The 24,058-nt window shown below is 64.9% G+C and carries 20 protein-coding genes and 1 pseudogene; 8 read left to right on the forward strand and 13 right to left on the reverse strand.

Annotated elements, in window-relative coordinates; all coding sequences use genetic code 11:
- Positions 1–245: 245 nt before the first annotated feature.
- From ABLE94_RS22215 to ABLE94_RS22245, 8 genes are all read right to left on the reverse strand, one after another.
- Complete coding sequence (locus tag ABLE94_RS22215; RefSeq protein WP_348809893.1) at positions 246–872, reverse strand: TetR/AcrR family transcriptional regulator; 627 nt, start codon at positions 870–872, stop codon at positions 246–248.
- Positions 869–2,644: an AMP-binding protein gene (locus ABLE94_RS22220; RefSeq protein ID WP_348809895.1), complete on the reverse strand. Its 1,776-nt coding sequence runs from the start codon at positions 2,642–2,644 to the stop codon at positions 869–871. Before ABLE94_RS22220 ends, ABLE94_RS22215 begins: the two co-directional genes overlap by 4 nt.
- 55 nt (positions 2,645–2,699) lie before the next feature.
- A complete protein-coding gene (locus tag ABLE94_RS22225; RefSeq protein ID WP_348809896.1) occupies positions 2,700–5,978 on the reverse strand; it encodes a carboxyl transferase domain-containing protein in 3,279 nt (1,092 codons plus the stop codon).
- 267 nt (positions 5,979–6,245) lie between these two features.
- Positions 6,246–6,434 (reverse strand): helix-turn-helix domain-containing protein, encoded by a 189-nt coding sequence (locus ABLE94_RS26490; protein ID WP_425476259.1) that lies wholly within the window; start codon positions 6,432–6,434, stop codon positions 6,246–6,248.
- Between the two features lie 160 nt (positions 6,435–6,594).
- On the reverse strand, positions 6,595–7,194 hold the full coding sequence (locus ABLE94_RS22230) for a TetR/AcrR family transcriptional regulator (protein WP_348809897.1): 600 nt from the start codon (positions 7,192–7,194) through the stop codon (positions 6,595–6,597).
- Complete coding sequence (locus tag ABLE94_RS22235) at positions 7,194–8,057, reverse strand: ABC transporter ATP-binding protein (RefSeq protein WP_348809898.1); 864 nt, start codon at positions 8,055–8,057, stop codon at positions 7,194–7,196. The genes ABLE94_RS22230 and ABLE94_RS22235 overlap by 1 nt, the downstream gene beginning before the upstream one ends.
- Positions 8,054–8,887, reverse strand: coding sequence for an ABC transporter ATP-binding protein (locus tag ABLE94_RS22240; RefSeq protein ID WP_348809899.1), 834 nt, complete (start codon positions 8,885–8,887; stop codon positions 8,054–8,056). The genes ABLE94_RS22235 and ABLE94_RS22240 overlap by 4 nt, the downstream gene beginning before the upstream one ends.
- On the reverse strand, positions 8,884–9,933 hold the full coding sequence (locus ABLE94_RS22245) for an ABC transporter permease (RefSeq protein WP_348809948.1): 1,050 nt from the start codon (positions 9,931–9,933) through the stop codon (positions 8,884–8,886). The genes ABLE94_RS22240 and ABLE94_RS22245 overlap by 4 nt, the downstream gene beginning before the upstream one ends.
- Before the next feature lie 150 nt (positions 9,934–10,083).
- Between ABLE94_RS22245 and ABLE94_RS22250 the strand changes: the two genes are divergently transcribed.
- From ABLE94_RS22250 to ABLE94_RS22260, 3 genes are read left to right on the forward strand one after another with little or no spacing between them, the layout of a single operon-like run.
- On the forward strand, positions 10,084–11,661 hold the full coding sequence (locus ABLE94_RS22250) for an FAD-dependent oxidoreductase (RefSeq protein ID WP_348809900.1): 1,578 nt from the start codon (positions 10,084–10,086) through the stop codon (positions 11,659–11,661).
- Positions 11,662–11,712: 51 nt separating this feature from the next.
- The gene (locus ABLE94_RS22255; RefSeq protein ID WP_348809902.1) at positions 11,713–12,933 is read left to right on the forward strand and encodes a hypothetical protein; all 1,221 of its coding nucleotides are present in this window, start codon (positions 11,713–11,715) and stop codon (positions 12,931–12,933) included.
- Between the two features lie 4 nt (positions 12,934–12,937).
- A complete protein-coding gene (locus ABLE94_RS22260; RefSeq protein ID WP_425476260.1) occupies positions 12,938–13,552 on the forward strand; it encodes a TetR/AcrR family transcriptional regulator in 615 nt (204 codons plus the stop codon).
- A gap of 257 nt (positions 13,553–13,809) precedes the next feature.
- On the opposite strand, the gene ABLE94_RS22265 is transcribed toward ABLE94_RS22260, so the two are convergent.
- The 3 genes and pseudogenes from ABLE94_RS22265 to ABLE94_RS22275 all read right to left on the reverse strand — a co-directional run bounded on the left by ABLE94_RS22265 (position 13,810) and on the right by ABLE94_RS22275 (position 16,266).
- Positions 13,810–14,385 (reverse strand): GGDEF domain-containing protein, encoded by a 576-nt coding sequence (locus ABLE94_RS22265; RefSeq protein ID WP_348809904.1) that lies wholly within the window; start codon positions 14,383–14,385, stop codon positions 13,810–13,812.
- A 34-nt stretch (positions 14,386–14,419) separates the two neighbouring features.
- A pseudogene (locus ABLE94_RS22270) lies at positions 14,420–15,638 on the reverse strand (IS256 family transposase).
- Positions 15,535–16,266: a hypothetical protein gene (locus ABLE94_RS22275; RefSeq protein WP_348809905.1), complete on the reverse strand. Its 732-nt coding sequence runs from the start codon at positions 16,264–16,266 to the stop codon at positions 15,535–15,537. Before ABLE94_RS22275 ends, ABLE94_RS22270 begins: the two are co-directional and overlap by 104 nt.
- A 393-nt stretch (positions 16,267–16,659) precedes the next feature.
- Here ABLE94_RS22275 and ABLE94_RS22280 point away from each other — a divergent pair, with 393 nt between their 5' ends.
- From ABLE94_RS22280 to ABLE94_RS22290, 3 genes are all read left to right on the forward strand, one after another.
- Positions 16,660–17,046, forward strand: coding sequence for a MarR family winged helix-turn-helix transcriptional regulator (locus ABLE94_RS22280; protein ID WP_348809949.1), 387 nt, complete (start codon positions 16,660–16,662; stop codon positions 17,044–17,046).
- A gap of 275 nt (positions 17,047–17,321) precedes the next feature.
- Positions 17,322–18,938: an MFS transporter gene (locus ABLE94_RS22285; protein ID WP_348809950.1), complete on the forward strand. Its 1,617-nt coding sequence runs from the start codon at positions 17,322–17,324 to the stop codon at positions 18,936–18,938.
- A 104-nt stretch (positions 18,939–19,042) separates the two neighbouring features.
- On the forward strand, positions 19,043–19,675 hold the full coding sequence (locus ABLE94_RS22290) for a TetR/AcrR family transcriptional regulator (RefSeq protein ID WP_348809906.1): 633 nt from the start codon (positions 19,043–19,045) through the stop codon (positions 19,673–19,675).
- A 270-nt stretch (positions 19,676–19,945) separates the two neighbouring features.
- Here the strand turns inward: ABLE94_RS22290 and ABLE94_RS22295 are convergent, their stop codons facing one another.
- Together ABLE94_RS22295 and ABLE94_RS22300 are read right to left on the reverse strand one after the other, a co-directional pair.
- On the reverse strand, positions 19,946–20,830 hold the full coding sequence (locus tag ABLE94_RS22295; protein ID WP_348809907.1) for an oxygenase MpaB family protein: 885 nt from the start codon (positions 20,828–20,830) through the stop codon (positions 19,946–19,948).
- 95 nt (positions 20,831–20,925) lie between these two features.
- Positions 20,926–21,534, reverse strand: coding sequence for a TetR/AcrR family transcriptional regulator (locus tag ABLE94_RS22300; RefSeq protein WP_348809908.1), 609 nt, complete (start codon positions 21,532–21,534; stop codon positions 20,926–20,928).
- A gap of 172 nt (positions 21,535–21,706) precedes the next feature.
- Between ABLE94_RS22300 and ABLE94_RS22305 the strand changes: the two genes are divergently transcribed.
- Together ABLE94_RS22305 and ABLE94_RS22310 are read left to right on the forward strand one after the other, a co-directional pair.
- Positions 21,707–22,900, forward strand: a complete 1,194-nt coding sequence (locus ABLE94_RS22305; protein WP_348809909.1) for a thiolase family protein — start codon at positions 21,707–21,709, stop codon at positions 22,898–22,900.
- A gap of 3 nt (positions 22,901–22,903) precedes the next feature.
- On the forward strand, positions 22,904–24,055 hold the full coding sequence (locus ABLE94_RS22310; protein ID WP_348809910.1) for an acyl-CoA dehydrogenase family protein: 1,152 nt from the start codon (positions 22,904–22,906) through the stop codon (positions 24,053–24,055).
- The last annotated feature ends 3 nt before the right edge of the window (positions 24,056–24,058 follow it).

A 24,058-nucleotide genomic window follows, 5' to 3' on the forward strand; every position in this document is an offset into this window, starting at 1 on the left:
GACAATAAAGGGTGGTGTGGGTGTGGTCAAGTAGTAAGTGTTGCCGCGGGACGACGACACACCACCCCTCCTCCTCCGCGCTGCGGGGAAAGGGGGCGTTGAGGAGACGGGTAAGTCCTTGCGCAGATAGCACGTGATGGCGCAAGCGAACCGGCGGTAGGAATTCGCCGCGGCGACGCGCAGTCATCGGCACGCACCGTGACCATTCCCCGGATGGACCGACCCGAGAGGCACGTCGCCCGGGCTCAGCGCTCCGGGTCGATCCCGAGCAGACGCAGATACATCGACGTCATCACGTCGACGGCGTGATCGAACTCTGCGGTGTCAGAGATCCGCCGCCGTGCGAACCGCTCGAACATCCCCAGAACGGCCTCGGCGATCGACTCCGGATCCGCAGCCGGATGCGCGATACCGTCGGCGGTCAGCTGCCGCAGATACCGGACCATCCGCGAACGCGGACGCCCCTGGATCTCCTGCCAGATCCCCGCGATGCCGGGGTCGGACAACGACTGGTGCTCGATCACCGTCATGAGGTCGAGATGCGCCGTGTACGCGCGCAGAAAGGCCGCTGTCGACGCCCGACCCAGCGCCACCGGATCGTCCTCGTCTGCATCGGTCGTTTCGTGCGCGGCCAGAAAATCGTCGCGGACCGCAGCCGCGACAGACTCGAAGATGTCGGCCTTTGAGGTGAAGTACAGGTAGAAGGACGGCCGCGACACCCCGGCTGCCTCGGTGATGTCGGCGATGGTGGTGCGCGCGTAACCACGGGCAGCGAAGACCTCGGCGGCGTGGGTGAGCAGGTCGGTCTTGGTGACGTGTTCCTTGCCCATTCGGATACTGCGGGCCCGCGCCCACGCTGCCGGTTGGGTCATGACGGCGCGGTGGCCGATCCGGCCGGGCCGGCCAGCTCATCGAGAATGCGACGCCGCAGCCGGTACTTCTCGATCTTGTTCGTTGCGGTCCGGGGCAGGTCGCTCACCACTCGTACGATACGTGGCCGCATGTACTTCGGCATGACCGACTCGGCGTGCTGGTGAATGATTTCGGCGGTCAGCGCGACTCCATCGGCGGGAACGACGTACACCACCACGTCGTCCTCGGTGCCGCTGTCGGACGGAATGGCGAACGCCGCACAGAATTGCACCGCAGGATGCTGGTTCACCAGGTCTTCAACCTGATAGGAGGACAGGTTCTCGCCGCGCACCCGGATCCGATCACCGAGCCAGTCGACAAAGACGAAGGTGCCGTCGGCGTCGCAGACCGCGGCATCACCGGTGTGCAGCCACAGGTTGCGCCACGCCGCCACCGTCGCCTCGGGCTTGCCGTGGTAGCCGAGCATCGTCAGTCCCGGCAACCGCGGCCGCAGCACCAGTTGGCCGGGCTCGCCGACCGCGCATTCACGATCATGCTCGCCACGAATGGAGACTTCGCAGAACGGCCCGGGGCTGCCCATGAAGCCCTTCTCGGTGACCTCGGCCCCCGACAGCACCCGAATCCCCCGCTGGTCAGCACGCTCGGTGATCTCGGCGTGACTCAGACCGCGATAGTGCGTTGCAGGAGTCCCCTCGCCGGGGGCGGTCTCGACGATGAAGGCGTTGACGGTCGCTCCGGACTCGGTCTGTCCGAAGCCGGCCATCACCAGATCGAACCCGAAGCGTGATGCGACCTCCGCGTGATGCTGCGGCAGTGGTTGCATGTAGACCTTGTTGAGGGTGTTGACGCGGTCGTCGGCTCGAGGATCGGCATTCATCAGCCACGGAATCATCACATCGAGCAGGATCGCACTCGTTGATCCCGATATCGCGATCCGGTCCCAGAAGTCGTTGGGACTGAACCGATCCCAGATGGCGACAGCGCATCCAACCCACGCCGCCCGCGCGACGTTCGCGATGGCACCTCCCACGTGATACATCGGCAGATCACTGTATATGACGTCGTCGCGGGTGAGCAGGCTACGCAAGCCGAACGTGTACTGCGCCATCCAGCGATACGGCTGCACCACGCCTTTCGCCGGTCCGGTGGTTCCGGACGTATAGACGATGTTGGCCGGGTCGTCGAACAAGATCTCGACATCGGGGCGCGCCGCGCCCTGCGCCACAAGGCTCGCCCACGGAATCGTCGTGAACCTCGGGTCCGCGTCGGGGACTTCGCCGTGCTCTCCGGCGGACCGGCTGTGCACGACAAGCGTCGGACGATGAGCAAGGTCGGCTGCCACGTCGTTGATCGCCGACAGGTGCGCGGTGTCAGTGATCAGCAGTCGCGGTGCGGTGTCGTCGAGCTGATACGCCAACAGTCTCCCGGTGTAGGCGAAGTTGACCGGGCAGTAGATCGCTCCGCACTTCCAGATCGCGAACATCATGACTGCCGCCAGGTATGAGTTCGTCGTGAGCACACTCACGCGCTCGCCCTTTACCGCTCCGTGGGCGGCGAGATTGCCTGCGATCGTATCGGTGAGCGTGCCGAACTCGGCGTAGGTCAGGCTGGTCGCATCCTCGCCGTAGTACAGGTAGCGCGCGTCCGGGCGCTCGCGCACCCAGTGGTCGAGGCGCTCTGTGACGATCTCGCCGTCCTCGACGAGGAGCTTGAGCAGACGATCCTCATCGACGGACGGTGCGATGTCGATACTGGTGATTCCGACGGTCATGGCTGGTACTCCTCAGGTGAATGTGCCACCTCGTGAATGAGGGGCGGATAGGTGATCAAGGGCGAGTGCCGAAAGACGGTCGGCCAAGCAGAGTGGGCACGATCCGATAGGCGTCGTGGACCCAGTCGCACAGCCGCGCGCGCGTGTCGCGAGGATCGATGAGATCGACGACACCGAACTTCTCGGCAGTCCGGAACGGCGAGGAGAGCATCGCGAGCTCGCCGCGAAGCCGCGAGATTTCGGCCGCCGGATCATCGGCGGCGCCGAGCTGCGCCTGGAAGGCTGCCTCCACCCCGCCCCGCATCGGTAGCGATCCCCAGTCGCCCGACGGCCACGCCCAACTACGTTGTGCGCGATGGCGATTGACGATGCCCGCGCCACCTACTCCGTAGACCCGGCGGACAATGACTTCGGCCTGTGGGACCCGAGCCTGATACACCGCGGCGATGGCGCGCGCGCCGTGCCGGATGGTCGCACGTTGTTCCGCCTCAAGTCCGATCGTCATGCCCGCCTGATCGGTCAGGCTCACCAGCGGCAGATGGAAGGTCTCACAGAGGTCCACGAGACGGGTGATGGCAAAAGCGCCCTCGGCCGACATCGTCGCTCCCTGAAACGGATCCGCCGCGATCACGCCCACCGGGTGCCCATCGAGGCGAGCAAGGGCGGTGAGGGTTCCGCCGCCGTACTCGGCATAGCGAAACACTGATCCAGCGTCGAACACCGCCGAGAGAATCGGGTCGATGTCGTAGGGGTGGCGTGGATTTCGGGGTATGGCATGCAGCAGTTGCTCTTCGCGCCGGGTGACCGAGTCGGTGCTGGCCAGCACCGGCGGCGCCTCGAACACGCTGGTCGGCAGATACGACAGGAAACGCCGGATGACGTCGAAGGCTTCGGCCTCGGTGGCGACGATACGCTCGACCGACCCGTTACGCCGATGCACCTGGACACCGCCGAGTTGCTCCTTGGTGAGGTCCTCCCCCGTCGCACCACGAACGACAGGCGGTCCTGCGGTGAACAACTGAGCAATTCCCTCGACCATCACCGATAGATGCGACATCACCAGTCGAGCCGCTCCCAGCCCCACAGTCGGACCGAGACAGGCCGCCGCCACCGGAGCGGTCGAGAGGCACTCAACCACCGCGTCCCAGCCGGGATTGATCGGCACATAGGTGTATCCGGCGTTCAGCGCCATGGTCACGCTGCCACCACCACTTTGACCGTCGAGGAGCCGAACCATCGGCAACCGCATCTCGCGGGCATAACACTCGAGGAAGATCTGCTTCTCGTGGATCGCGGCGTCCCCGGCGCCGGCGCGCAGCGTGAAGTCGTCCACACCCAACACCACCTTGCGACCGTCGATCCGCGCAGTGCCGGCCAGAAAGTTGGTCGGCGTCACCGAGCGGGTCTGGCCTGCGTCGTCGACATGGGCGAATCCGGCCAATGCGCCGATTTCGCCGAAGGTGCCGGCGTCGGCGATCCGGTCGATGCGTTCACGGGCGGTGAGTCTGCCCGACCGGCGATGCCTCTCGACCTTGTCCGGGCCACCCATTGCCGCGGCGAATCCCAGCCGGCGTTCGATCTCGGCGACCTCGTCGGACCAGCCGGGGCCCTGCGGCGCCTGGTCGCGCGAGTCGGCGGTCACGATCCGTTCTCCGGGTGTGGCGGGCTCGACGACGGCGACCGGGTCTCCCGCGGTCACCAGATCCCCTGGGGAGACCAGCAGAGTCGCGACTCGGACGTCGGAGTCCGCGCGGATTGCATGCTCCATCTTCATCGCCTCGAGCACCGCGACGACGTCGCCGGCAGCCAGCAGGTCACCGGTGCCGACCGTGATCGTCGCCACGACCCCCGACATCGGCGCAAGGATAGCCGCCGTCCCCTCCGTCAACACGTCGGAAAGCCTCCCCGCGACAGCGGATTCCCCAACGATCACGGCCTGACCCGTCTCCTTGGGATCGTGGCCACCACCGGCCGAGCCAAGGCGGTGAGCAGACAGTTCGGGAAGGTGTTCTCTGACGAACGTCGTGTCCCAGCTTCCGCCCACAAAGCCAGGGTGGGTCAGGATCGCTTGCAGCAGTGGCCGATTGGTCGGTACAGGATCGATGATGAATTCGGCGACTGCGGTCGCGGCGCGAGTACATGCAGCGGTGAATGACTCGCCGCGGGCAACGACCTTCGCCAGCAACGGATCGTACCGAGGGCTGACCGTCCATCCCGGACAGCCGGCAGTGTCCACCCGGATTCCCGGGCCCGAAGGCAGTTCGAATTTCTTGAGGGTCCCGATTCCCGGGTGCGGCTCTCCCGTCGCATCGAGGGTTTCCGCGTTGATCCGAGCCTGGACCGCGAATCCCCGGCGCGGCGGGACGCTTCTCAGTCCGAAGTCGGCAAGGCGCTCGCCGCGTGCTATCCGGAGCTGGGTGGCGACCAGGTCCACACCGGTGATCTCCTCGGTCACGGTGTGCTCGACCTGAAGCCGTGGATTTGCCTCCATGAAATAGAAGTCATCGCCCGAGACCAGGAACTCGACGGTGCCAACATTCTCGTAGCCGGCGATTCGCGCCAACTCGATGGCCGCACCCACGATCTTCGACCGGATCGAATCGGCCAGATCGGGACTTGGAGCGACCTCGACGATCTTCTGGTGCCGCCGCTGCATGCTGCAGTCGCGCTCCCACAGGTGGGTGATCCCGCCGTGCCGGTCAGCGACGATCTGGACCTCGATGTGTCGTGGCGTGTCGATTAACTGTTCGACGAAGACCGAACCGTCCCCGAAGGCTGCGGCGGCTTCTGATGTGCAGCGCTCGTAGGCGTCGCGAAGTTCGGCAGAGTGCCGAACCTCTCGCATTCCCCGGCCCCCTCCGCCTGCCACAGCCTTGACCATCACCGGACCATGCGCGGCGAAGAACTCTTCGGCTTCGGCGAGGGTGACCGCTCCTGCGCTGCCGGCGGGGACGGGGATTCCGGCCTGCTCGGCAAGCAGGCGCGCTGCTGTCTTATTTCCGAACGTCTCCAGCACACCGGTCGATGGACCAATGAAGTCGATTCCTCTCGCGCGCAGGGAACGAGCGAAATCGCTGCTCTCGCTGAGGAATCCGTAGCCGGGGTGCAGCATCTGAGCACCACAGTCGGCGGCGATTGCGGTCAGCGAGTCGACGTCGAGATAGGCGGCCGGCCCGGTTCCCGGCAACTCGATTGCCTCGTCTGCCATCCGGGCGTGCGTGGCCCCGCGATCGTCGGCGGCGTACACCGCGATCGGAGTCTCGCCGAGTTCACTGATCGCGCGAACGATCCGCACGGCGATCTCGCCGCGATTGCTCACCAGGATTCTTGTCACGTTGATGCCTTCCATGCTGACGCTGACGTCAGTGTCAGCCTATAGATTCTCGAGAGGGGAAGCAACGGTCGTGGCATCGCGCGCCCAGAATCTGCTGCCCGCACCGCGCTGCGGCCGGAAAAGCCGCTTGACCGATGTCGGGTAACCGGGGTGAACCCCGAGTCCGTTCTTGCCGGTCCGATGGAACCGGACATCGTGCCGGCCGCAGCACTGCACGCGTTTCGGTATCGCCGGCGGTCACCGCTCCGACGGGGTGGGTAGCGGGTCTCACCCGCCACCCGCGACCCGGCATGTACGCATCGCCAGTGCCACGTCGAGGAGATCGGCGGGAAATTCGAGGTGACCTCCGGTCCGGCGCTCAAACCGTCTCAAACGGTTGAGCACGGTGTTGTTGTGGCAGTAAAGGGCTTTGGCGGCCTGAGAGGTGGATACGCCGACGTCGAACCATGTCTGCATATGCGTTGCTGGAAGCCGGGCGGCGACGACGCGAGCATCGCAACTGATTTCGCCACAAAGTAATTGGTGAACGACTGACGTCGCTCTACGGCGAGCCGAGCTCGCCTCCGGGACAGCATCGGTATGACGTTCGGGCGGCGAGCTCCGGCCGTCATACGCGTCATCCGGTCAGGTACTGCTCGATCACCGGACCCACCCGGCCGGCCACGGTGTCGATGTCGGCATCGGCGATCTCCGGTAGGCGGAGCACGAATCGCATCATCAGGATGCCGAGAATATGACTGGCAATCAACGCGATTCGCAACTGGCGACCTTCTTCGGCAGCCATGTCGCCGAGTACCTGTGTCGCCAGCCCGACGAAGAAGTCCCGCATACGTTCGGCCACCCCGTCGTGGGTGACGGCGACGCGCAGCAGAGCGATCCCGCGCTCCCGCTGTGGGACATCGTTTTCCCAAACGCTCAGTATCCGGGTGATGAATTCGGTGCCGAGACCGGGCATGTCGACGGTGAGCCCGCCGAAGACAGTGGATGGATCGATGGCGGGGCGCAGCGCCTCGACGGTCAATGCGTTCTTGTTGCCGAAGTAGTGGTGGATCAGTGCGGCATCGACCCCGGCCCGAGAGGCGATGGCCCGCATGGTGGTCCGCTCGAATCCGCGGTCGGCGAACAGTTCCCGCGCGGCCGTCAGGATTGCCGCCCGCGTCTCGGGACGCCCGTCGTCGAGACGCGGGCGGCCACGTGTGCGTGAACTCGCCGCCATCATTGGCTTCGTGCGAGGACCAGCATCTTCTCCTCGATGGTCGCCGGCACCGGGGTGATGGTGGCCGGGATTCCCGCCCGTTGCAGAATCTGGGTGAGATCGTCCGGATCGGTGTCGGCAACGCGAATCGCGCGGCCGGACAGGATGACCGGAACATGTGCGGAGTTCAGCGCGGCGAAGGCGTGCTGCCAGTCGTCGGTGGTCACCGACACCGCGCGGGTGTCACCGATGATGTCGGACTCGCTTCCGTGGGCGACGAGCCTGCCCGCCGACATCAGCAGCAATCGGTCGCATTCCTGCGCCTCCTCCATATAGTGAGTGGTCACCAGAATACCGGTGCCGCGATCGGATTCGCCGCGGATGGTGTCCCACAGCCGGGCGCGGGAGAGCGCGTCGACGCCTGACGTCGGTTCGTCGAGAACCAGTGCGGCGGGGGAGTGGGCGAGTGCGACGATGAACGCGATACGCCGCTGCGCACCCAACGGCAGGTCGCCGACGAGAGTACCGGAATGGGCTCGGAGGTCGTCGGGCATAGGTGGTGTCGCGACACCGTAGGACCCGGTGGAGAAGTCGAGATTCTCCGCCACGGTGAGGTCGCGATACAATCCGAGATTCTGTGGGACATAACCCAACTGGGCGCGGCGCCGTCTGTCTGGCGGACCGTCGAACAGTGATGTCGTACCTTCGGTCGGTCGGAGCAGCCCGAGGAGGATGCGGATCAGGGTGGTCTTGCCCGCTCCGTTGGCGCCGAGCAGTCCGACGACCTCGCCGGGCCGGACATCCATGCTGACATCGTCGATGGCGGTGAAGTCGCCGAACCTCTTGGTCACCGCTGTGGCACTGAGGACGGGGCGCTCGTTCATGCGGTCGTTCCCGAACGTAGCTGCTGCTGAAGCGACAGGGAGATGACGATGTCCTCGAGGTCTGGTGTGACGGTGCTGCGTCGGTGGTCTGTGGGAGTCGTTCCGGTGGGCCAGTATTCGTGTCGTTCGTGGCCTCGGCGCCACGACCACTCGCGTCGAACCGGCTGTGTAGCGGTAGTTATGGTGCCCGTGAAACCGGCACGGACGTCGTCATACGAACCCTGCGCGAGGACGCGTCCGCCATCGAGGACGAGGAGTTCACCCGCTCGTTCGGCCTCGTCGAGATAGGTGGTCGACATGATCACCGCGGCGCCATCGGCGGCGCATTCGGAGATCATCCGCCACAGGTCGATGCGGCTCACCGGGTCGACGCCGGTACTCGGTTCGTCGAGGATGATCAGCTTCGGGCGGTGGATCATCGCCATTGACGCAGCCAGTTTGCGGCGCATCCCGCCGGACAGGGCCGAGGCCTGTCGGTCCGCGGCGATGCCGAGTCCGGCGCGGTGAATCATTTCCTCGCGTCGCTCGGTCAACGCGGAGCCGGTGAATCCGTAGATACCGCCGACGAAATCGAGGTTCTGGCGAACCGTCAGTGCGCCCCAACTACCCGGCCCTGCTGGGAGAAATCCCATCGCGGACTTGTCCGGGGAGTTCACCTGTCCGGATTCGGGAATGACCTCCCGGGCGAAGGTACGCAGCAGTGTGGTCTTTCCGGCGCCGTCGCCGCCGACCACCGAGACCACGGTTCCGGCTGCCAGTCCGACGGTGACGTCATGGAGCGCAGTGGTGCCGCCGAAGCGCACAGAAAGTGAAGTGGCCGAGGCGATCACGATGCATCCTTTGTTGCTGGACGAGCGGGTGCCTGCGGTGCGTTCGGCGCGAGGTCGCGCCGGAATCGCAGGGTTGCTCCGGTGAAGACGATGACTGCCATTGCCGTCAGCACCACGAACGGTAGCCAGAGTGACGTGATCGGTGCGCCGCGCAGCATGATGCCCTGCGCAATCATGTTGAAGTAGGTCAACGGCAGGATGTAGCCGATCCAGCGCACCCCGGCGGCCATGGCATCAAGCGGAAATATCATGCCCGACAACAAGATCTGCGGCATCATGAAGAGAAACGCGGTTTGAATGGCCTGCCCGGTGGTCTGTGACACCGTCGATATGAACACGCCTAGTCCGAGGACGACGAACAGGAAGATGCCGCCGCCGAGGATGAAGGCGAATACGTTGCCGTTGAACGGAACTCCGAACAGCCACATACCCAGCAACGTCACGATGATCATGTCGATCGCGGCGAGCAGGAAGTACGGGGCGATCTTGCCGAGGATCACTTGACTGGGTTTGATCGGCATGACGGCCAGCTGTTCCAGCGTTCCTGCCTCACGTTCGCGGACCAGGCCGATGCTGGTGATGATGGTGCCGATGAAGGTGAGGATCAGTCCGATCAGTGCGGGCACCATCACCCATGACGTCTTCAAGTCCGGATTGAACAGGACATCGGTCGTCACCGTGGCGCCGGCCTTGTTGAGAACGGCCACGGTGGATTGGGCTCCGAACAGATTGGATCCGTCGACCAGCGCGAGGACGGGGGATTGACCGGTGACGATGGCAACGTCAACCTTGTTCTCCTTCAACAGGTTCACGGCATCGTGCTGCGTGTCCTGCGGCTCGATGACGGTGACGTCGAAGTAGGACGGCAACGCCGCGGCCGCCTGCTGTGCCTGCGGGCCGACGACTGCTGTGTGCGTGGATGAGACGAAAAAGTTTGCGGCATAACCGAAGATGATCAGCAGCAGCAAAGGGAGCGCTACCAGCATCGCGAGGGTGCGCGGATCGCGGCGGAGTTCGCGGAACTCCTTGATGATCATTGCTCGCATGTCTTGAGGGTAAAACTCTCTGCGGATAAATGTCATCAGTTGGTGAATATTTGCTGCTGTCCTTGTCGTCGGTGTCGGCAGCCGTTCATGGAATTCGATGACCGTTGACGGCGAGGCGTGGGGCGCCTACGGTCATACACCATCCAACTAATGTATGACGTCAATGGAAGGCGCGGAATGGGTCTGCTAGGTGAGCGTGCGGTGGTACTGGGTGGCAGTGTTGCGGGGATGTGCGCGGCCGGCGCGGTCGCACCGTATTTCGACGAGGTCGTCGTGCTCGAACGCGACCTCATCCCCGACGATGCGGAGCATCGCCGCGGGGTTCCCCAGAGCAAGCACCCGCATTTCCTGCTCAACGCCGGTCGCCGGGCGATGGACACTCTGTTCCCGGGCTATGAAGATGCGCTGATCGATGCCGGTGGAATGCATCTGATGCCATCCATGGCCGCGGCCCACTGCGAAGCTGCAGGGTGGATTCCGCGTCAGGAAAGCACCATGACGATGGTGTACGCGTCCCGGTTGCTGATCGAGCGCACCCTGCGGGGCAAACTCAGTGAGATCGCCAACGTGCGCGTCATCGAGGGTGTCAACATCGAGGGCATCGAGGTCGTCCACACAGGCGCATCGACAGGCCGGGTCACCGGGGCGTGGGTGACCGGAGGTGACGACGGGCCGCAGCGCGCACTGATCGAAGGTGACCTCGTCATCGACACTCTCGGTCGCGGTTCACTGGTGTCCGACTGGTTGGTGAAGGCGGGCTGGCCCGAGGTCCGCGTGCAGTCCCTCGACGCTGGGGTCACCTACACCACCCAATGGTTTGCCAAGCCGGTCGACCTTCCCGAGTCGTGGTGGTGGCATCAGCTTTCGGTGATGCCCACCAGTGACACTGGTTCGCACCCACCCGAACACGACTTCCTGTGCCAGATCTTCCCGATCGAAGGCGATCGAGTACTCGTCACCATGGGCTCGTGGGGGCATCCGATGCCGCGTAAGGACGACGAATTCCGCGAGACCGCCACACGTCTGCGGACTCCGGTGTTCGCTCAGATCATGGAATTGTGTGAGCCCTTGTCAAAGGTCTTCGTCACCAAGTCGACCGGAAACAAGCGACGGCGCTTTGACGAGTTGGCCAATCCGCCGGCAAACCTGCTTGTGCTGGGCGACGCGATCTGCGGTTTCAATCCCTTCTATGCGCAGGGGATGACTTCCGCGGCGAAGAGTGCGGTGCTCTTGGCGGACATGTTGCGCACCGAGGCTGACGCTGGGAAGGCGACGCTGGAAGCCACTTTCCCGAGACGGTATTTCGACGCGCAACGGGGCCTGCTGGATGACATCTGGGTGCTCGCCCTTGCACGGGATCAGGGATATGAGAACGCCGCGGGCACGGAGATCGCACCGCGGTGGCGCAGGCGGATCGCAGCCCGCGCCGGCTGGCCCATCTTCAATCTGATCTCGGCGACGAGTCGGGAGGACGAGGCCGTGGAGAACGCATTCACCGCCGTGTTCAACCTGGAAAAACCCGTCACTGAGATGGTGACCAATCCTCGAGTCCTGTTCGGGATCGCCAGGTTTGCGATCAAACGTGCGTTGAGGCGCAACCGGTTGCCGATCGGTTTCGACGCGCAGGAAAACCCGCCGTCGACGATCTACCGCGACGGCCGACCGCATCCGGGCGGTCGGGCGCACGTGCTCCCGCGGGCGAGTGTCGGCTCGGCGGTCTCCGGGTGACACCCATAGTCCCCGCCACTGACCACCCCATCACGGAGAGAAGCTGAGATCATGGCGGCATCGTGCGACACCGGAACACCGGCGTACATCATCACGCGTTATCTCGGATTTGACTGTCAGGATGCCAATCCTGTTGTCACACTGCGTAACCCGTTCGCTCTCGACAACTGGACACTGCCCATCCTGGAATTGACGATTGTCGTCGGTGCCGTCCTGGCGCTCGTCCACGCGGTGCGGCGGCTCCGCAACGACGGGGACCCCACCAACCTCGCGTTGTGGTTCGGTGGTCTCGTCTACCTCTTTATCATCGAACCGCCGCTGTACTTCCCGGAGTGGTTCGGGATGCAAGACGCGATGGGATTCATGTTCTCCCACAACGTCTTCACCGTCCAGTTCATGTACGACAGACTCCCTCTCTACATCGTCGCCTTCTATCCGGCGCTGAGTCAGGTCGCCTACGAGATCGTCCGGGCGCTGGGAGTCTTCGACGGGACCAGGGGGTCCGCGCTGCGTGGTGCCGTCGGCGTCGCCCTTGTCTATCAGGCGTTCTATGAGATCTTCGACCAGCTCGGTCCGCAACTGAAGTGGTGGGCCTGGAACGTGGACCAGCCGTACTACGGGCCCGATGCCGCCGCGCTGGGCAATCCGGCAGCGATTCCACTGATGGACTCGGTACCGCTGAACAGTGTCTGGCTCTTCGCCTCGGTCTCCTTCGGTGTCCTTGCCTATTTCTGCGCGAAGTTGGTCGCCGATCCCACCCGTGCGGGGATGCCTCCACGCGGATGGTCGCTGACCTGGCGGACCGTCGTGGCCGGTGCCCTCGCCGTGGTCTGCATGCCTCTGTTCAGCATTCCCACCGCGGTGTTCGGGCGTGAGCATGCCAACCTCACCGGCCAGACGATCGTTCTCGGCATCGAGATCGCAGGACTCTGGGTGATCGGCGGCTACATCCTGGTGACGCACTGGTGGCGCCACCGCGCCGACCACGCCGGATCGACGCTCCCGGCACGGACGGCACATCGGTTCCTGCGGGGGTTTCCTATCCTCTATCTCGGGGTCCTGGCAGTCCTGTGGATTGCCGCACTACCCGACTATTTCGGCGCCCGCGGTGGCATCACCGCGGATGGCACCCCGACCGGCAATCTCTTCTACGTCGTCTGCTGCTTTGTCGTTGCTGTCGCATCGCTGACTGCCGCTCTCCTGCGCGGACGCGCACCTGCCGAGTCACCCCGTGAGGACGTTGCGGCATCACCATCGGGCGGCAGCACGTGACACCATGGACCGGGTGAGGACACGAGGATGGCAGGGAGATCTACCCCAGAACTCCGACGAGGCCAGGTCACGAATCCTTGATGCGGCCATCCGATGTGTGAACAGGTACGGCGCCCAGAAGACCACACTGGCCGACGTGGCGGGTGAGCTCGGGGTCACCCGCCAGACCGTCTATCGGTACTTCCCCACCGTCAATGACGTTCTTGCCGCGGTCGCGGCGGCCGGCGCAGAGGACTTCCTCGACCGCATGGCCACCAACCTCGGCCACGTCACCACCCCGCAGGACGCGATCACCGAGACCATTATGTACTGCCTGCGGGTGCTGCCCGACGAACCCGCGATCGGCCTGCTCGTCCGGGCGGGCGAGACGGAGTTCTTCACCCGGGAGGCCACGACGGCCAACGCCATCGCGCTGGGTGCGTCGATGTTGCGCCGGTTATCGGTCGACTGGGAGGGCGCGGGATACGACGAGGCGGCGATGGCCGGCCTCGCCGAGTTGGTGATGCGGATCTGGCTCAGCTTTCTGCAATACCCGACGCACCCGGCGCGCACCGACGACGAACTGCGGGACTTCCTGCGTACCTGGGTCTGTCCATTGACGTTCACTTCCACGAGGTGATCCGCCGATCATGGGCTCGGCCCCGCAGGCGGAGACCGCGGCGGCCAATGGTTTCAACACCGTGATGCGTTCTCTCGGCACGTCGATCGGTGCCGCAGTGATCGGTGTCGTCCTGGCCCAGATGACCATCACCATCGGCGGTTTCGAGATGGCGTCGGAGGCTGGGTTCCGCGTCAGCCTGTTGATCGGAGCGGGAGTGTCGTTGGCGGCGTTGGTGATCGCCTCGCTCATCCCGCGCAGTACGAGTACGGCTGCCGTCACCGGGGGTCCGGTGCCTGCTCGGTGTCGGCCGCGACGACCACATACGTGTTGCGGCCGGCGTGTTTCGCCGAGAGCAGTGCGGTGTCGGCCTGATTGAGGTACTCCGCGAGGATTGATCCCGCCTGACCGCGCGGAATCGGTGGGAGGGGATCGACGCAGACGGCACCGACGCTCATCGTGACGATGTGCCCGCTCACGAGGCCCGCCCAGGGGACGCTGAGCTCATCGGCCATGCGTATCAACGCATCGTGACGCAGTTGGGCGGCGATGACGAACTCGTCGCCGCCGAGGCGTCCGACAACGGCATCGAGTCCGGCGGTCGATCGGATACGTTGGGCCAGCCGGATGAGGACGGCGTCGCCGACCGCGTGTCCGTATTTGTCGTTGATCGTCTTGTAGTGATCGATGTCGATCATCGCGACGGCGAACGGGCAGCCGGGCCGGGCGGCAACGCCACGCATCGCCGCGGTGAACCCCCGTCGGTTGAGGACTCCGGTGAGCGGATCGGTGGTCGTGTAGTGCAACTGGATCTGCAAGGCGCGTTTGAACGACAACGAGTAATTGCGCAACAACGAGATATTGTCAAGACCTGTGGATGAGCGGTTTTCAGGCGGCCTCCTGGGTGCCTGAGGTGGCGTCGGGTTCGACGAGTTTGCCTTTCTCGAAGGTGGCGCCATCACGGACCAGTTTCACCAGATGTGGTGCGTTGACCGCCCGCCATTTCGACTGCGCGGCCTCGATCAGTTTGTAGGCCATCGCGATGCCGGCCGCGCGGGATCCGGGGCCTTTGGTGACTTTGGTCCGTAGCCGCACGGTCGCGAACGTCGACTCGATCGGATTGGTGGTCCGCAGATGAATCCAATGCTCAGCGGGATACCGATAGAACTCCAGGAGCACGTCGGTGTCGTCGACGATCTTGGCCACGGCTTTCGGATACTTGGCACCGTAGGTCTTCTCGAATGCAGCGATGGCTTGACGGGCATGCTGTTCGTCTTCGGCGTTGTAGACTTCCTGCATCGCTTTGATAGCGTTGGGGTGTGCCGATTTCGGCAGTGCCGCAAGCACATTGGCTTGCTTATGAAACCAGCAGCGTTGTTCCCGGCTCTCGGGGAACACCTCGCGGACCCCGGCCCAGAACCCGAGCGCGCCGTCCCCGACCGCCAGGGTCGGGGACGGCATGCCACGGCGTTTACAGCTGCGCAGCAGATCGGCCCACGACTCGGTCGATTCCCGGTAGCCGTCAGCGAGCGCGATCAACTCCTTGCGGCCGTCGGCGCGGACGCCGATCATGACCAACAGACACAGCTTCTCCTGCTCCAGGCGCACCTTGAGGTGGATGCCGTCGACCCACACGTACACATAGTCGGCGGTGATGTCGCGGTCGGCGAAGGCTGCGGCTTCTTTCTGCCACTGGGCAGTGAGTCGGCTGATGGTGGCCGCCGACAACCCAGCGCCGGAACCGAGGAACTGCTCGAGTGCCGGCCCGAAATCGCCGGTGGACAGTCCATGCAGGTACAGCAGCGGCAGGACCGCGGAGATCTCCGGGCTTTTGCGTGCCCACGCCGGCAGAATCTTCGACGAGAACCTCTGCCGCTCACCGGTGTCTGGGTCGACGCGCTTGTCGTTGACCCGCGGTGCCTTCACCGCAACCGCACCCGCAGCGGTCATCACCTCGCGCTCGTTGTGGGGAGCCGTTACGCACCACCAGACGGTGCCCGTTCTCATCGACCTGATCGGTGAACTGGTCGATGTAGGCGGCGACCTCGGCGCGCAATGCCGCGGCGAGCATCTGCCGAGCACCGTCTCGGACGATCTGATCGAGGATGGAGCGGTCCTCGCCAGCCGGGTTGGAACCTTCGTTGGAGTTGACTACCGTGAGCACGAGGCGTGCCTTTCCGCCAGCGCTGCAACGCTGACTTGATCAAGTGACTACCAGGATCATATTTACGGGAAGGCACGCCCTCCCTGATCCACAGGTCTTGATCATTCCTCCGCAACAACAGCACCAACCCGTTGGCCGACATCATTGCCACCAACACCAAGTAGGCCACTGTGGCGGTGTCCACGCCCTGCACAAGGGCGACGACAGCCGAGATGACGATGACAGTGGTGCTGAACACCATGTGGAAAATGACGACTCGGAGCCGGACGAAGTTGGCGACATATCCTCCGATGACGCCGAACAACGATGAGGCGGCAAGAGCGAGGACCGGGTTCTGGAACGTTGCGATCCCCATCGCCAAGCCGCCATCGGCGTAAATGGCGAACCCGTTGTTCATACCGCTGAGGCGTCCGGGCTTGCTCCACCACGCGGTGGCGAGGCTCATCTGGCTCACGATCACGGCAAAGGGAACCGTCGTCGTGGCGATGATGGCCATCACGGCCATCCGCACCGGCGAACCGGCCGAGCCGTCCGGTGTCAGAATGCTCACCGCGCCCAGGACGCCGAACATCACGGTGAGTGTGGCCACTCCGTACCGGACGACGGCCTCGCGACCTCCGGCGCTCTGTAGGGCGTGCTGGGCGTGCAGAAATGATTGCTCATGGTTGCTGGTGCCCGGTGCAGTTGATGGCACTCGACCGTCTGGTTGTCGCAATACCCGACTTCTACGGATGCACATGTGCGGCCCTCCCCTGCGCACATCGCACTGCCGACCCCCGAGCAGCGTCGTCGAATGATCTTGGCAATAGTGAAGTGTAGCCAACAAGTAACGCGTCTCCTCGACGGATGACGTTGTCTAGAGTGTGTCTCCGTGAACAGCGACGGGATCGACCGGTTGGGACGACACGAGTCCGCGGAGACCGTCCCCGATCCGATCACGCAGTTGGAGGATGCACTGGCGGACATGTGGCGACAGGGTCGCAGCCGGGCCCGGCTGCGTGCTCATGCGATCGATCCGGCGCTCGATTCATCGCTATATCCACTGTTCACGATCCTGGCGCGGCACGATTCGGTGCCGATGTCGCAGTTGGTCGCGACGCTGGACCTCGACAAGTCGACGGTCACCCGGCAGGTCGACGCGGTGGTGCGGCTGGGCCTGGTGGAGCGCCGTCCCGATCCGGATGACGCCCGGGCCCGGGTCGTCTCGCTGACCGCGGTCGGCCGGCAACGATGTGATGCGGTGGTCGCCTCGGCGGTGGCGGACTGGCGGGCGCGGTTGGCCAAGTGGGATCCCAACGACATCCGCACCCTCACCGAGTTGCTTCGACGCCTCGAGTCCAGCAGCGACTGACGCCTCCGCAGCGTCCGTCGGCTCGCGTGGCACCCAGTCCCCGAGGCGGGAATAGCCTCAGATAGTTGCATGTTACATCTATTGGGTATACAGTTGCACTACTCAACTAATGGGAGTGCGCCACCGGCCACACCTTCTGCGCCGGCCTCACCGCCGGCGCATTCACCTTCTTCCTCCGCCCGCGAGGCGGAGTACTGACCGAATTCCAGGGAGGTTTTCGCATGAGTTCGACTGTGTCGCAGAGCGACTCACACGTCGCCGAGGCGTCGTCGCCGATGACGCACCGTCAGCGCCTCGAAGCGCTCGTCGGGCTGCTGCTGGGAATGTTCGTCGCATTCCTGTCATCGACCATCGTGTCCAACGCGCTGCCGACGATCATCACCGATCTGCACGGCACGCAGGATCAGTACACCTGGGTCGTCACCGCCACCTTGCTGGCGTCGACGGCCACCACCCCGCTGTGGGGCAAGCTGTCCGACCTGATCAGCAAGAAACTGCTGGTCCAGGCGGCGTTGACGGTCTTCGTCATCGGCTCGGTCCTGGCCGGACTGTCGCAATCGGTGGGCATGCTCATCGGTTTCCGTGTGGTCCAGGGTCTGGGCCTGGGTGGTCTGCAGGCGCTGGTCGTGATCGTGATCGCGTCGATGTTCAGCCCGCGTGAACGTGGCCGCTACCAGGGTCCGATCGCCGCGGTGATGTCGCTGGCCACCGTCGCCGGCCCACTGATCGGCGGAGTCATCGTCGACACCAGCTGGCTCGGCTGGCGCTGGACCTTCTACGTGTGCGTCCCGCTCGCGGTGATCGCCCTGCTGGTGATCCAGCGGACGCTGAACCTGCCGGTGATCCGGCGCGACGTCACCATCGACTACACCGGAGCCGCGCTGATCGCCGCCGGCGTCAGCACGCTGCTGATCTGGGTCACCCTGGCCGGCAAGAACTTCGACTGGGTTTCCGGCATGTCGTTCGGTCTGGTCGCGCTCGGTGCGATCCTGCTCGCGGTGGCCGTGTTCGTCGAGTCGAAGGCCAAGGACCCGATCATCCCGCTGCGCCTGTTCCGCGACCGCACCATCGCGCTGGCGACCGTCGCCAGCATCGCCGTCGGCGTCGCGCTGTTCGGCAGCGCGGTCTTCCTCGGCCAGTACTTCCAGATCGCCCGCGGCTACTCGCCGACCATCGCCGGCCTGCTGATGCTGCCGATGATCGTCGGATCGATGCTGTCGGCAACCGTGTCGGGCACATTGATCACCCGCTTCGGTCGGTGGAAGGGCTTCATCGTCGCCGGTGCCGCGCTGATGACCGTCGGATTCGGTCTGCTGTCGACCATCGGAGCGCACACCGACATGGTGCTCGTCGGTGCCTACCTGTTCGTGCTCGGCGTCGGCATGGGGATGAGCATGCAGAACCTGGTGCTGGCCGTGCAGAACAACGTCAAGCCCACCGAACTGGGTGCGGCCACCTCGACCATCACCTTCTTCCGCTCACTCGGAGGTGCCGCGGGTGTGTCGGTCCTCGGTGCGGTGCTGTCCAACCACGTCACCGATCTGATCGCGAAGGGGCTGGGCGCACTCGGCATCAGCGCGGGAACCGGCGGCGGGACAGCCGGACTGTCCAACCTGAACGAACTGCCCGGCCCGATCGCCGAGATCGTGCGCGGCGCCTACGGCGACGGCACCGCCCGGATCTTCCTGGTGTCGGCCGTGATGGCGGCGATCAGCCTGGTCGCGGTGCTGTTCATCAAGGAGGTCGCCCTGAAGATGACCAGCGCCCTCGAGGAGCAGATCGACGAGATCTCCGTGGACGCCGGCGTTGACGAGGTCGGCGAGATCGGCGGTGTTGACGAGGTCGCCGAGATCGGCGTCGCGAACGTGCCTGTCGGAGCGCCCGCACGCTGACCCTCGCCTCCCGCACGCTCAACTCCCACCTGCGTACAATGCATTCCGCGCAGGTGGGAGTTGCGAGTGCAACTCCCCAGCAGTCGATGACGCGGGGAGGTGCGATGAGCGACGCCGTGGCGGCCGTGGCGCCCGCCTTCGATGACTGGCGGCACTACCCGCCGCTGAACCTCCCGAAGATCCTCGACGTCGCGCTCACCGAGATCGTCGAGCACGGCTACGACGCGACCAGCGTCCGGACGATCGCCGCGGCGGTGGGGGTGACCGTCCCCGCGCTGTACTACCACTACGACAACAAGCAGGCCATCCTCGTCGCGTTGTTCGATCACGCCATGGCCACCGTGAGCGCCCACGTGGACGCCGCACTCGTCGAGGCCGGGACCGACCCGGTCCGGCGGCTGTCGGCGATGGTGGAGGCGATCGCGTTGTACATGGCCAACTATCGCGATCTGGCCTTCCTCGACTCGGAGCACCGTTCACTCACCGAAGACAACAGTCGGTGGTATCGCGAACATCGCGACACCATAGATCAGCAGCTGCGTGAGGCGATCGAAGATGGTTGCCGCGCCGGTGTTTTCGCCACCAGGGTGCCCGACTCGGCGCGTCGCGCGATCCTGTCGATGTGTCAGGGAATCGCCGGCTGGTACCGCCCCGACGGTCCCCGGACCCCGGCCGAGACGGCCCGCGACTATGTGCACATCGCCTTGGCGGCCGTCGAATACTCCGATCTTGCTTGACCTTTCGGAGGCTTCGGCGCTGGTCGAGTAGTTGAGAGGGGCCCTACCTCCCGCTGGGGGCCGCGTTTTCCCGCTGGTCGAGTAGGTGAGGAGCGCTAGCGACGAGCCGTATCGAGGCCTCCGCCAGGTGAGGCTGGAACGCTCGCAACGCTTTCCAGCGCATCGCACGGGGGCTCGACTCGCTGCTCGCCCTTGGGGCTCGCAGCGGCTCGACCGTCGGGTGGGGTCGGTTCGGCCGGTGGGCGGGGGTCGGCCGATCGGGCGAGGGGCCTACCCCGCCGACGCGACCGGCTTCTCGGCCGTGTGGTGCACCGGGCAGCCGGGGGCGAACGTGCCGAGCTTCTCGATGTCGAAGCCGTTGGGGTAGCTGCGGATTCGTGGCATGTCACGCACCAGTCGGGGCTTGCGGCGCGACGGCAGGGCGGCCACCACACGTGCCCGGGCCCGCAATCCCGCCACCGACGCCGCGCGTGCGATCCGACCCGGCCGGCGATAGTGGAATGCGGCGAGCAGCGGTTCGTCCATCACCGATCGGCTGAAGATGTCGATCGCGGGGGCCAGTGGTTTCGGATAGAAGGTCTGCATCAGGCGCATCGTCGAGTCGGCGACCCGCCGGGCGCCCGCGTCGTAGGCGAAATGCTTCGCTTCGTATTCGTCCATCAGCCGGGCGAACTGCTCGTAGGTGTCCGGGATTTCGGTGATCGCCATGTGCTTGCCGAGTGTGCGGTAGTAGCGCACGGAGGCGAGAACCTCCTCGTGAGTCATGCGCCGCCAACCGAAGTCGTCGATCCACCGTTTGGGGACGACGACGAAGGTGGCCAGGACGTAGAGCATGTCGTCGTTGCTGATGTCGTAGTTGTGGTGCATCTGGTTGATCCGACGGATCGCGGCGCGACCGTTGGGACTCGAGAATCCTTCGAGTAGAGGAACTTCCAGGAGGAGGCCGGTGTCGTCGTAACGTTTCTGGACTCGGCCGGTGAATTCGCCGGTGTCGTCGAGAAGTCGGCCGATGCTCGGAACGGCATAGGTGCGGAACAGAGCGAAGCTCAACGCCTGATTCATGTCCCACGGGAACTCGAAGGTGGTCAGGTTGCGGTAGACGAGTTCGAACTCGGTGTCGGGATCGAGTCCTCCATTGCGATCGATGGTGTACACACGCGCTCCTCACGTCGGGCCGGTGTCGTCGACTATAAGTAGACTTACACTAATGTGCAAGGGGTCACACCAAAGATGTGTCGTGGGGTGATCGACTACTCGGACGTGGCGGACGGCATCGTCGACTCCGGGGCCGGCGCGTCGTCGAGTGGTCCGATGGCACTCTCGACAAAGAGATGAAATCCCTGGTCGAGGGCGTCGTAGGAGCGCAGCGTGCCGCTCTCGTAGCCGACCAGCAGGTACATCGAGATGGTGGCGTAGACCTCGGCCTTCGCATCGTCGCCGAGCACATCGCGGTAGGTCTCGGCGATGAAATCGCGGCGCTCGAGGTCGACCTCCTCCTGAAGCGCCCGCACCTCGGGGTCTTGGGCCGCCCACACGCGAATGGCCGACTCGGAGTCGTGGGGCAGTGTCAGGCCGATGTCCATCAGGACCGCGAGTCGCGCGCGCGGATCGGCCACCTTGCGGGCCTCGGCGATCGGGCGCTGGCTCTTCTCCTGCCGCCAGAAGGTGATGAGGGCCGAGGTGAACTCGGCCCAGTTGTCGAAGGCGTGGTAAAAGCTGCCGGTGGTGGCATCGGCGCGGGCGCAGACCGCGGCCAGCTTGAGGGCGCCGTACCCGTCCTCGGCGAGAACGGTCAGGCCGGCCTCGAGGAAGCGCACACGCGCGTACCGCGACGGTGTGGATCTGCGCTCGCGGGCCATGTAAGCCGATCCTAGTTCATCGTCGGGGCCACCCGGATCACCCGTTTCGGCTGGTTGTGCGGCCGTGATTGATCTGGATCACACCTATGTGTTAGTACTTAGCGAACGATCAGTCGGTGGTTCCGTGTGGGAATCGGGCCACCAAAGTCGTCACTCCTGGGAGGATCGCCTCATGCCCGAAGCCGTCATCGTCGACGTCGTCCGCCTCGCGTCCGGGAAGGGCAAGCCTGGTGGCGCCCTGTCGGAGACCAAGCCGGTCGAGTTGCTCGCGCACGTGCTGCGCGCGCTCGTCGAGCGCAACGACCTCGACCCCGCCCGCGTCGACGACGTCATCGGCGGATGCGTCGGCCAGGCCGGTGAGCAGGCGCTGAACATCTCGCGCACCGCATTGCTGTCCGCGGGCTTCCCGGAGTCGGTGCCTGCGACCACCGTCGACCGTCAGTGCGGCTCGAGTCAGCAGGCCGCGCACTTCGCCGCGCAGGGCGTCATCGCCGGCGCCTACGACATGGTGATCGCCGCGGGCGTCGAATCGATGAGCCGGGTGCCGATGGGATTCTCCACCGCAGGACAGAGCCCCTACGGTCCGAGCATCGCCGCCCGATACCCCGATGGTCTTGTCGGTCAGGGTATTTCGGCCGAACTGATCACAGCGAAGTGGAAGCTCGAACGTGAGGCTCTCGATGCCTTTGCGGCGCAGTCACATCAGCGCGCGGCGCAGGCCGCCGCCGACGGCTTCTTCGGTCGGGAGATTTTGCCGATCGACGTCGTCGACGCCGACGGCAACCGCGTGACCCACACCGTGGACGAAACGGTGCGTGCCACCACCACCACCGAGGGGTTGGCCGGACTCAAGCCGTCCTTCTACAGCGAGCAGTATGCGCAGCGATTTCCCGAGATCGGTTGGCACATCACGCCCGGCAACTCCTCGCCGCTCACCGACGGCGCGTCCGGCGCGTTGATCATGAGCGACGCCATGGCCTCGACGCTGGGTCTGACGCCGCGGGCCCGGTTCCATTCCTTCTCGGTGGCCGGCGACGATCCGGTCTTCATGTTGACCGCGCCGATCCCGGCGACGCACAAGGTGCTTGCCCGGGCCGGCCTGTCGATCGACGACATCGATGCCTACGAGGTCAACGAGGCATTCGCACCCGTACCGCTGGCGTGGGCACACGAGTTCGGTGCCGACCCGGCCAAGCTCAATCCGCGCGGCGGGGCGATCGCACTCGGCCACGCGCTGGGATCGTCGGGAACCCGACTGCTCTCCACGCTCGTCAATCATCTCGAGGCCACCGGCGGCCGTTATGGTCTACAGACCATGTGTGAAGGCGCCGGAATGGCCAACGCCACCATCATCGAACGGATCTGACCCATGAAACGCACCATCTTCGAAACCGAACATGAGCAGTTGCGTGAGAGCGCGCGCGAGTTCCTGGCCCGCGAATGCGCGCCGAACGTCGAGAAGTGGGAGGCCGCGGGGCAGGTCGACCGCGAGGCCTACCGTAAGGCCGGCGACGCCGGACTGCTCGGCTTCAACATCCCCGAGGAGTTCGGTGGCGGTGGAGTCACCGACGACTTCCGTTTCAATGCCGTTGTGGTGGAAGAATTCTCCCGGTTCGGTGGTGCCGCGCCCGGTCTGAGCCTGCAGAATGACGTGCTCGTCCCGTACTTTCTGGACCTGGCCAACGACGAGCAGAAGGCCCGGTGGATGCCCGGAATGGCCACCGGCGAAACGATTCTCGCCGTCGCCATGACCGAACCCGGTGCCGGAAGCGACCTGGCCGGTATCAAGACCTCGGCACGCGACGAAGGCGATCACTACGTCCTCAACGGATCGAAGACCTTCATCTCGGCCGGCATCAACTCCGACCTCGTTGTCGTGGTGTGCCGCACCAATCCGGATCCGGCCGCCGGTCACAAGGCCTTCTCGCTGCTCGTCGTCGAACGCGACATGGAGGGCTTCGAGCGCGGACGCAAGCTCGACAAGATGGGCCTCAAGGCCCAGGACACCGCCGAACTGCAGTTCACCGATGTCCGTGTGCCCAAGGAGAATCTGCTCGGTGTCGAGGGCCGCGGCTTCTATCACCTGATGCAGAACCTGCCCTCGGAGCGGTTGTCGATCGCCGTCGGTGCCACCGCCGGTGCCCGAGGGGTCTTCGAGGAGACCCTGCAGTACACCAAGGACCGCAAGGCATTCGGCAAGCCGATCGGCTCGTTCCAGGCCAACCGCTTCTACCTTGCCGAGATGTCGACCGAACTCGACATCGCCGAGCAGTACATCGACCGCTGCCTGCGCGCGGTGCTCGACGACGACCTGACCGCGGTCGACGCCGCCAAAGCCAAGTGGTGGTGCACCGAAACCGCCAAGAAGGTCATCGACCGCTGCGTGCAGCTGCACGGCGGCTACGGGTACATGAACGAGTACAAGGTCGCCCGGGCCTACACCGATTCCCGTATCCAGACCATCTTCGGTGGCACCACCGAGATCATGAAGGACCTCATCGGCCGCGACATGGGGCTGTAGTAG

Origin of the sequence: Gordonia sp. VNK1, from assembly GCF_040049135.1 — a bacterium.
Taxonomy (GTDB): Bacteria; Actinomycetota; Actinomycetes; order Mycobacteriales; family Mycobacteriaceae; genus Gordonia; species Gordonia oleivorans.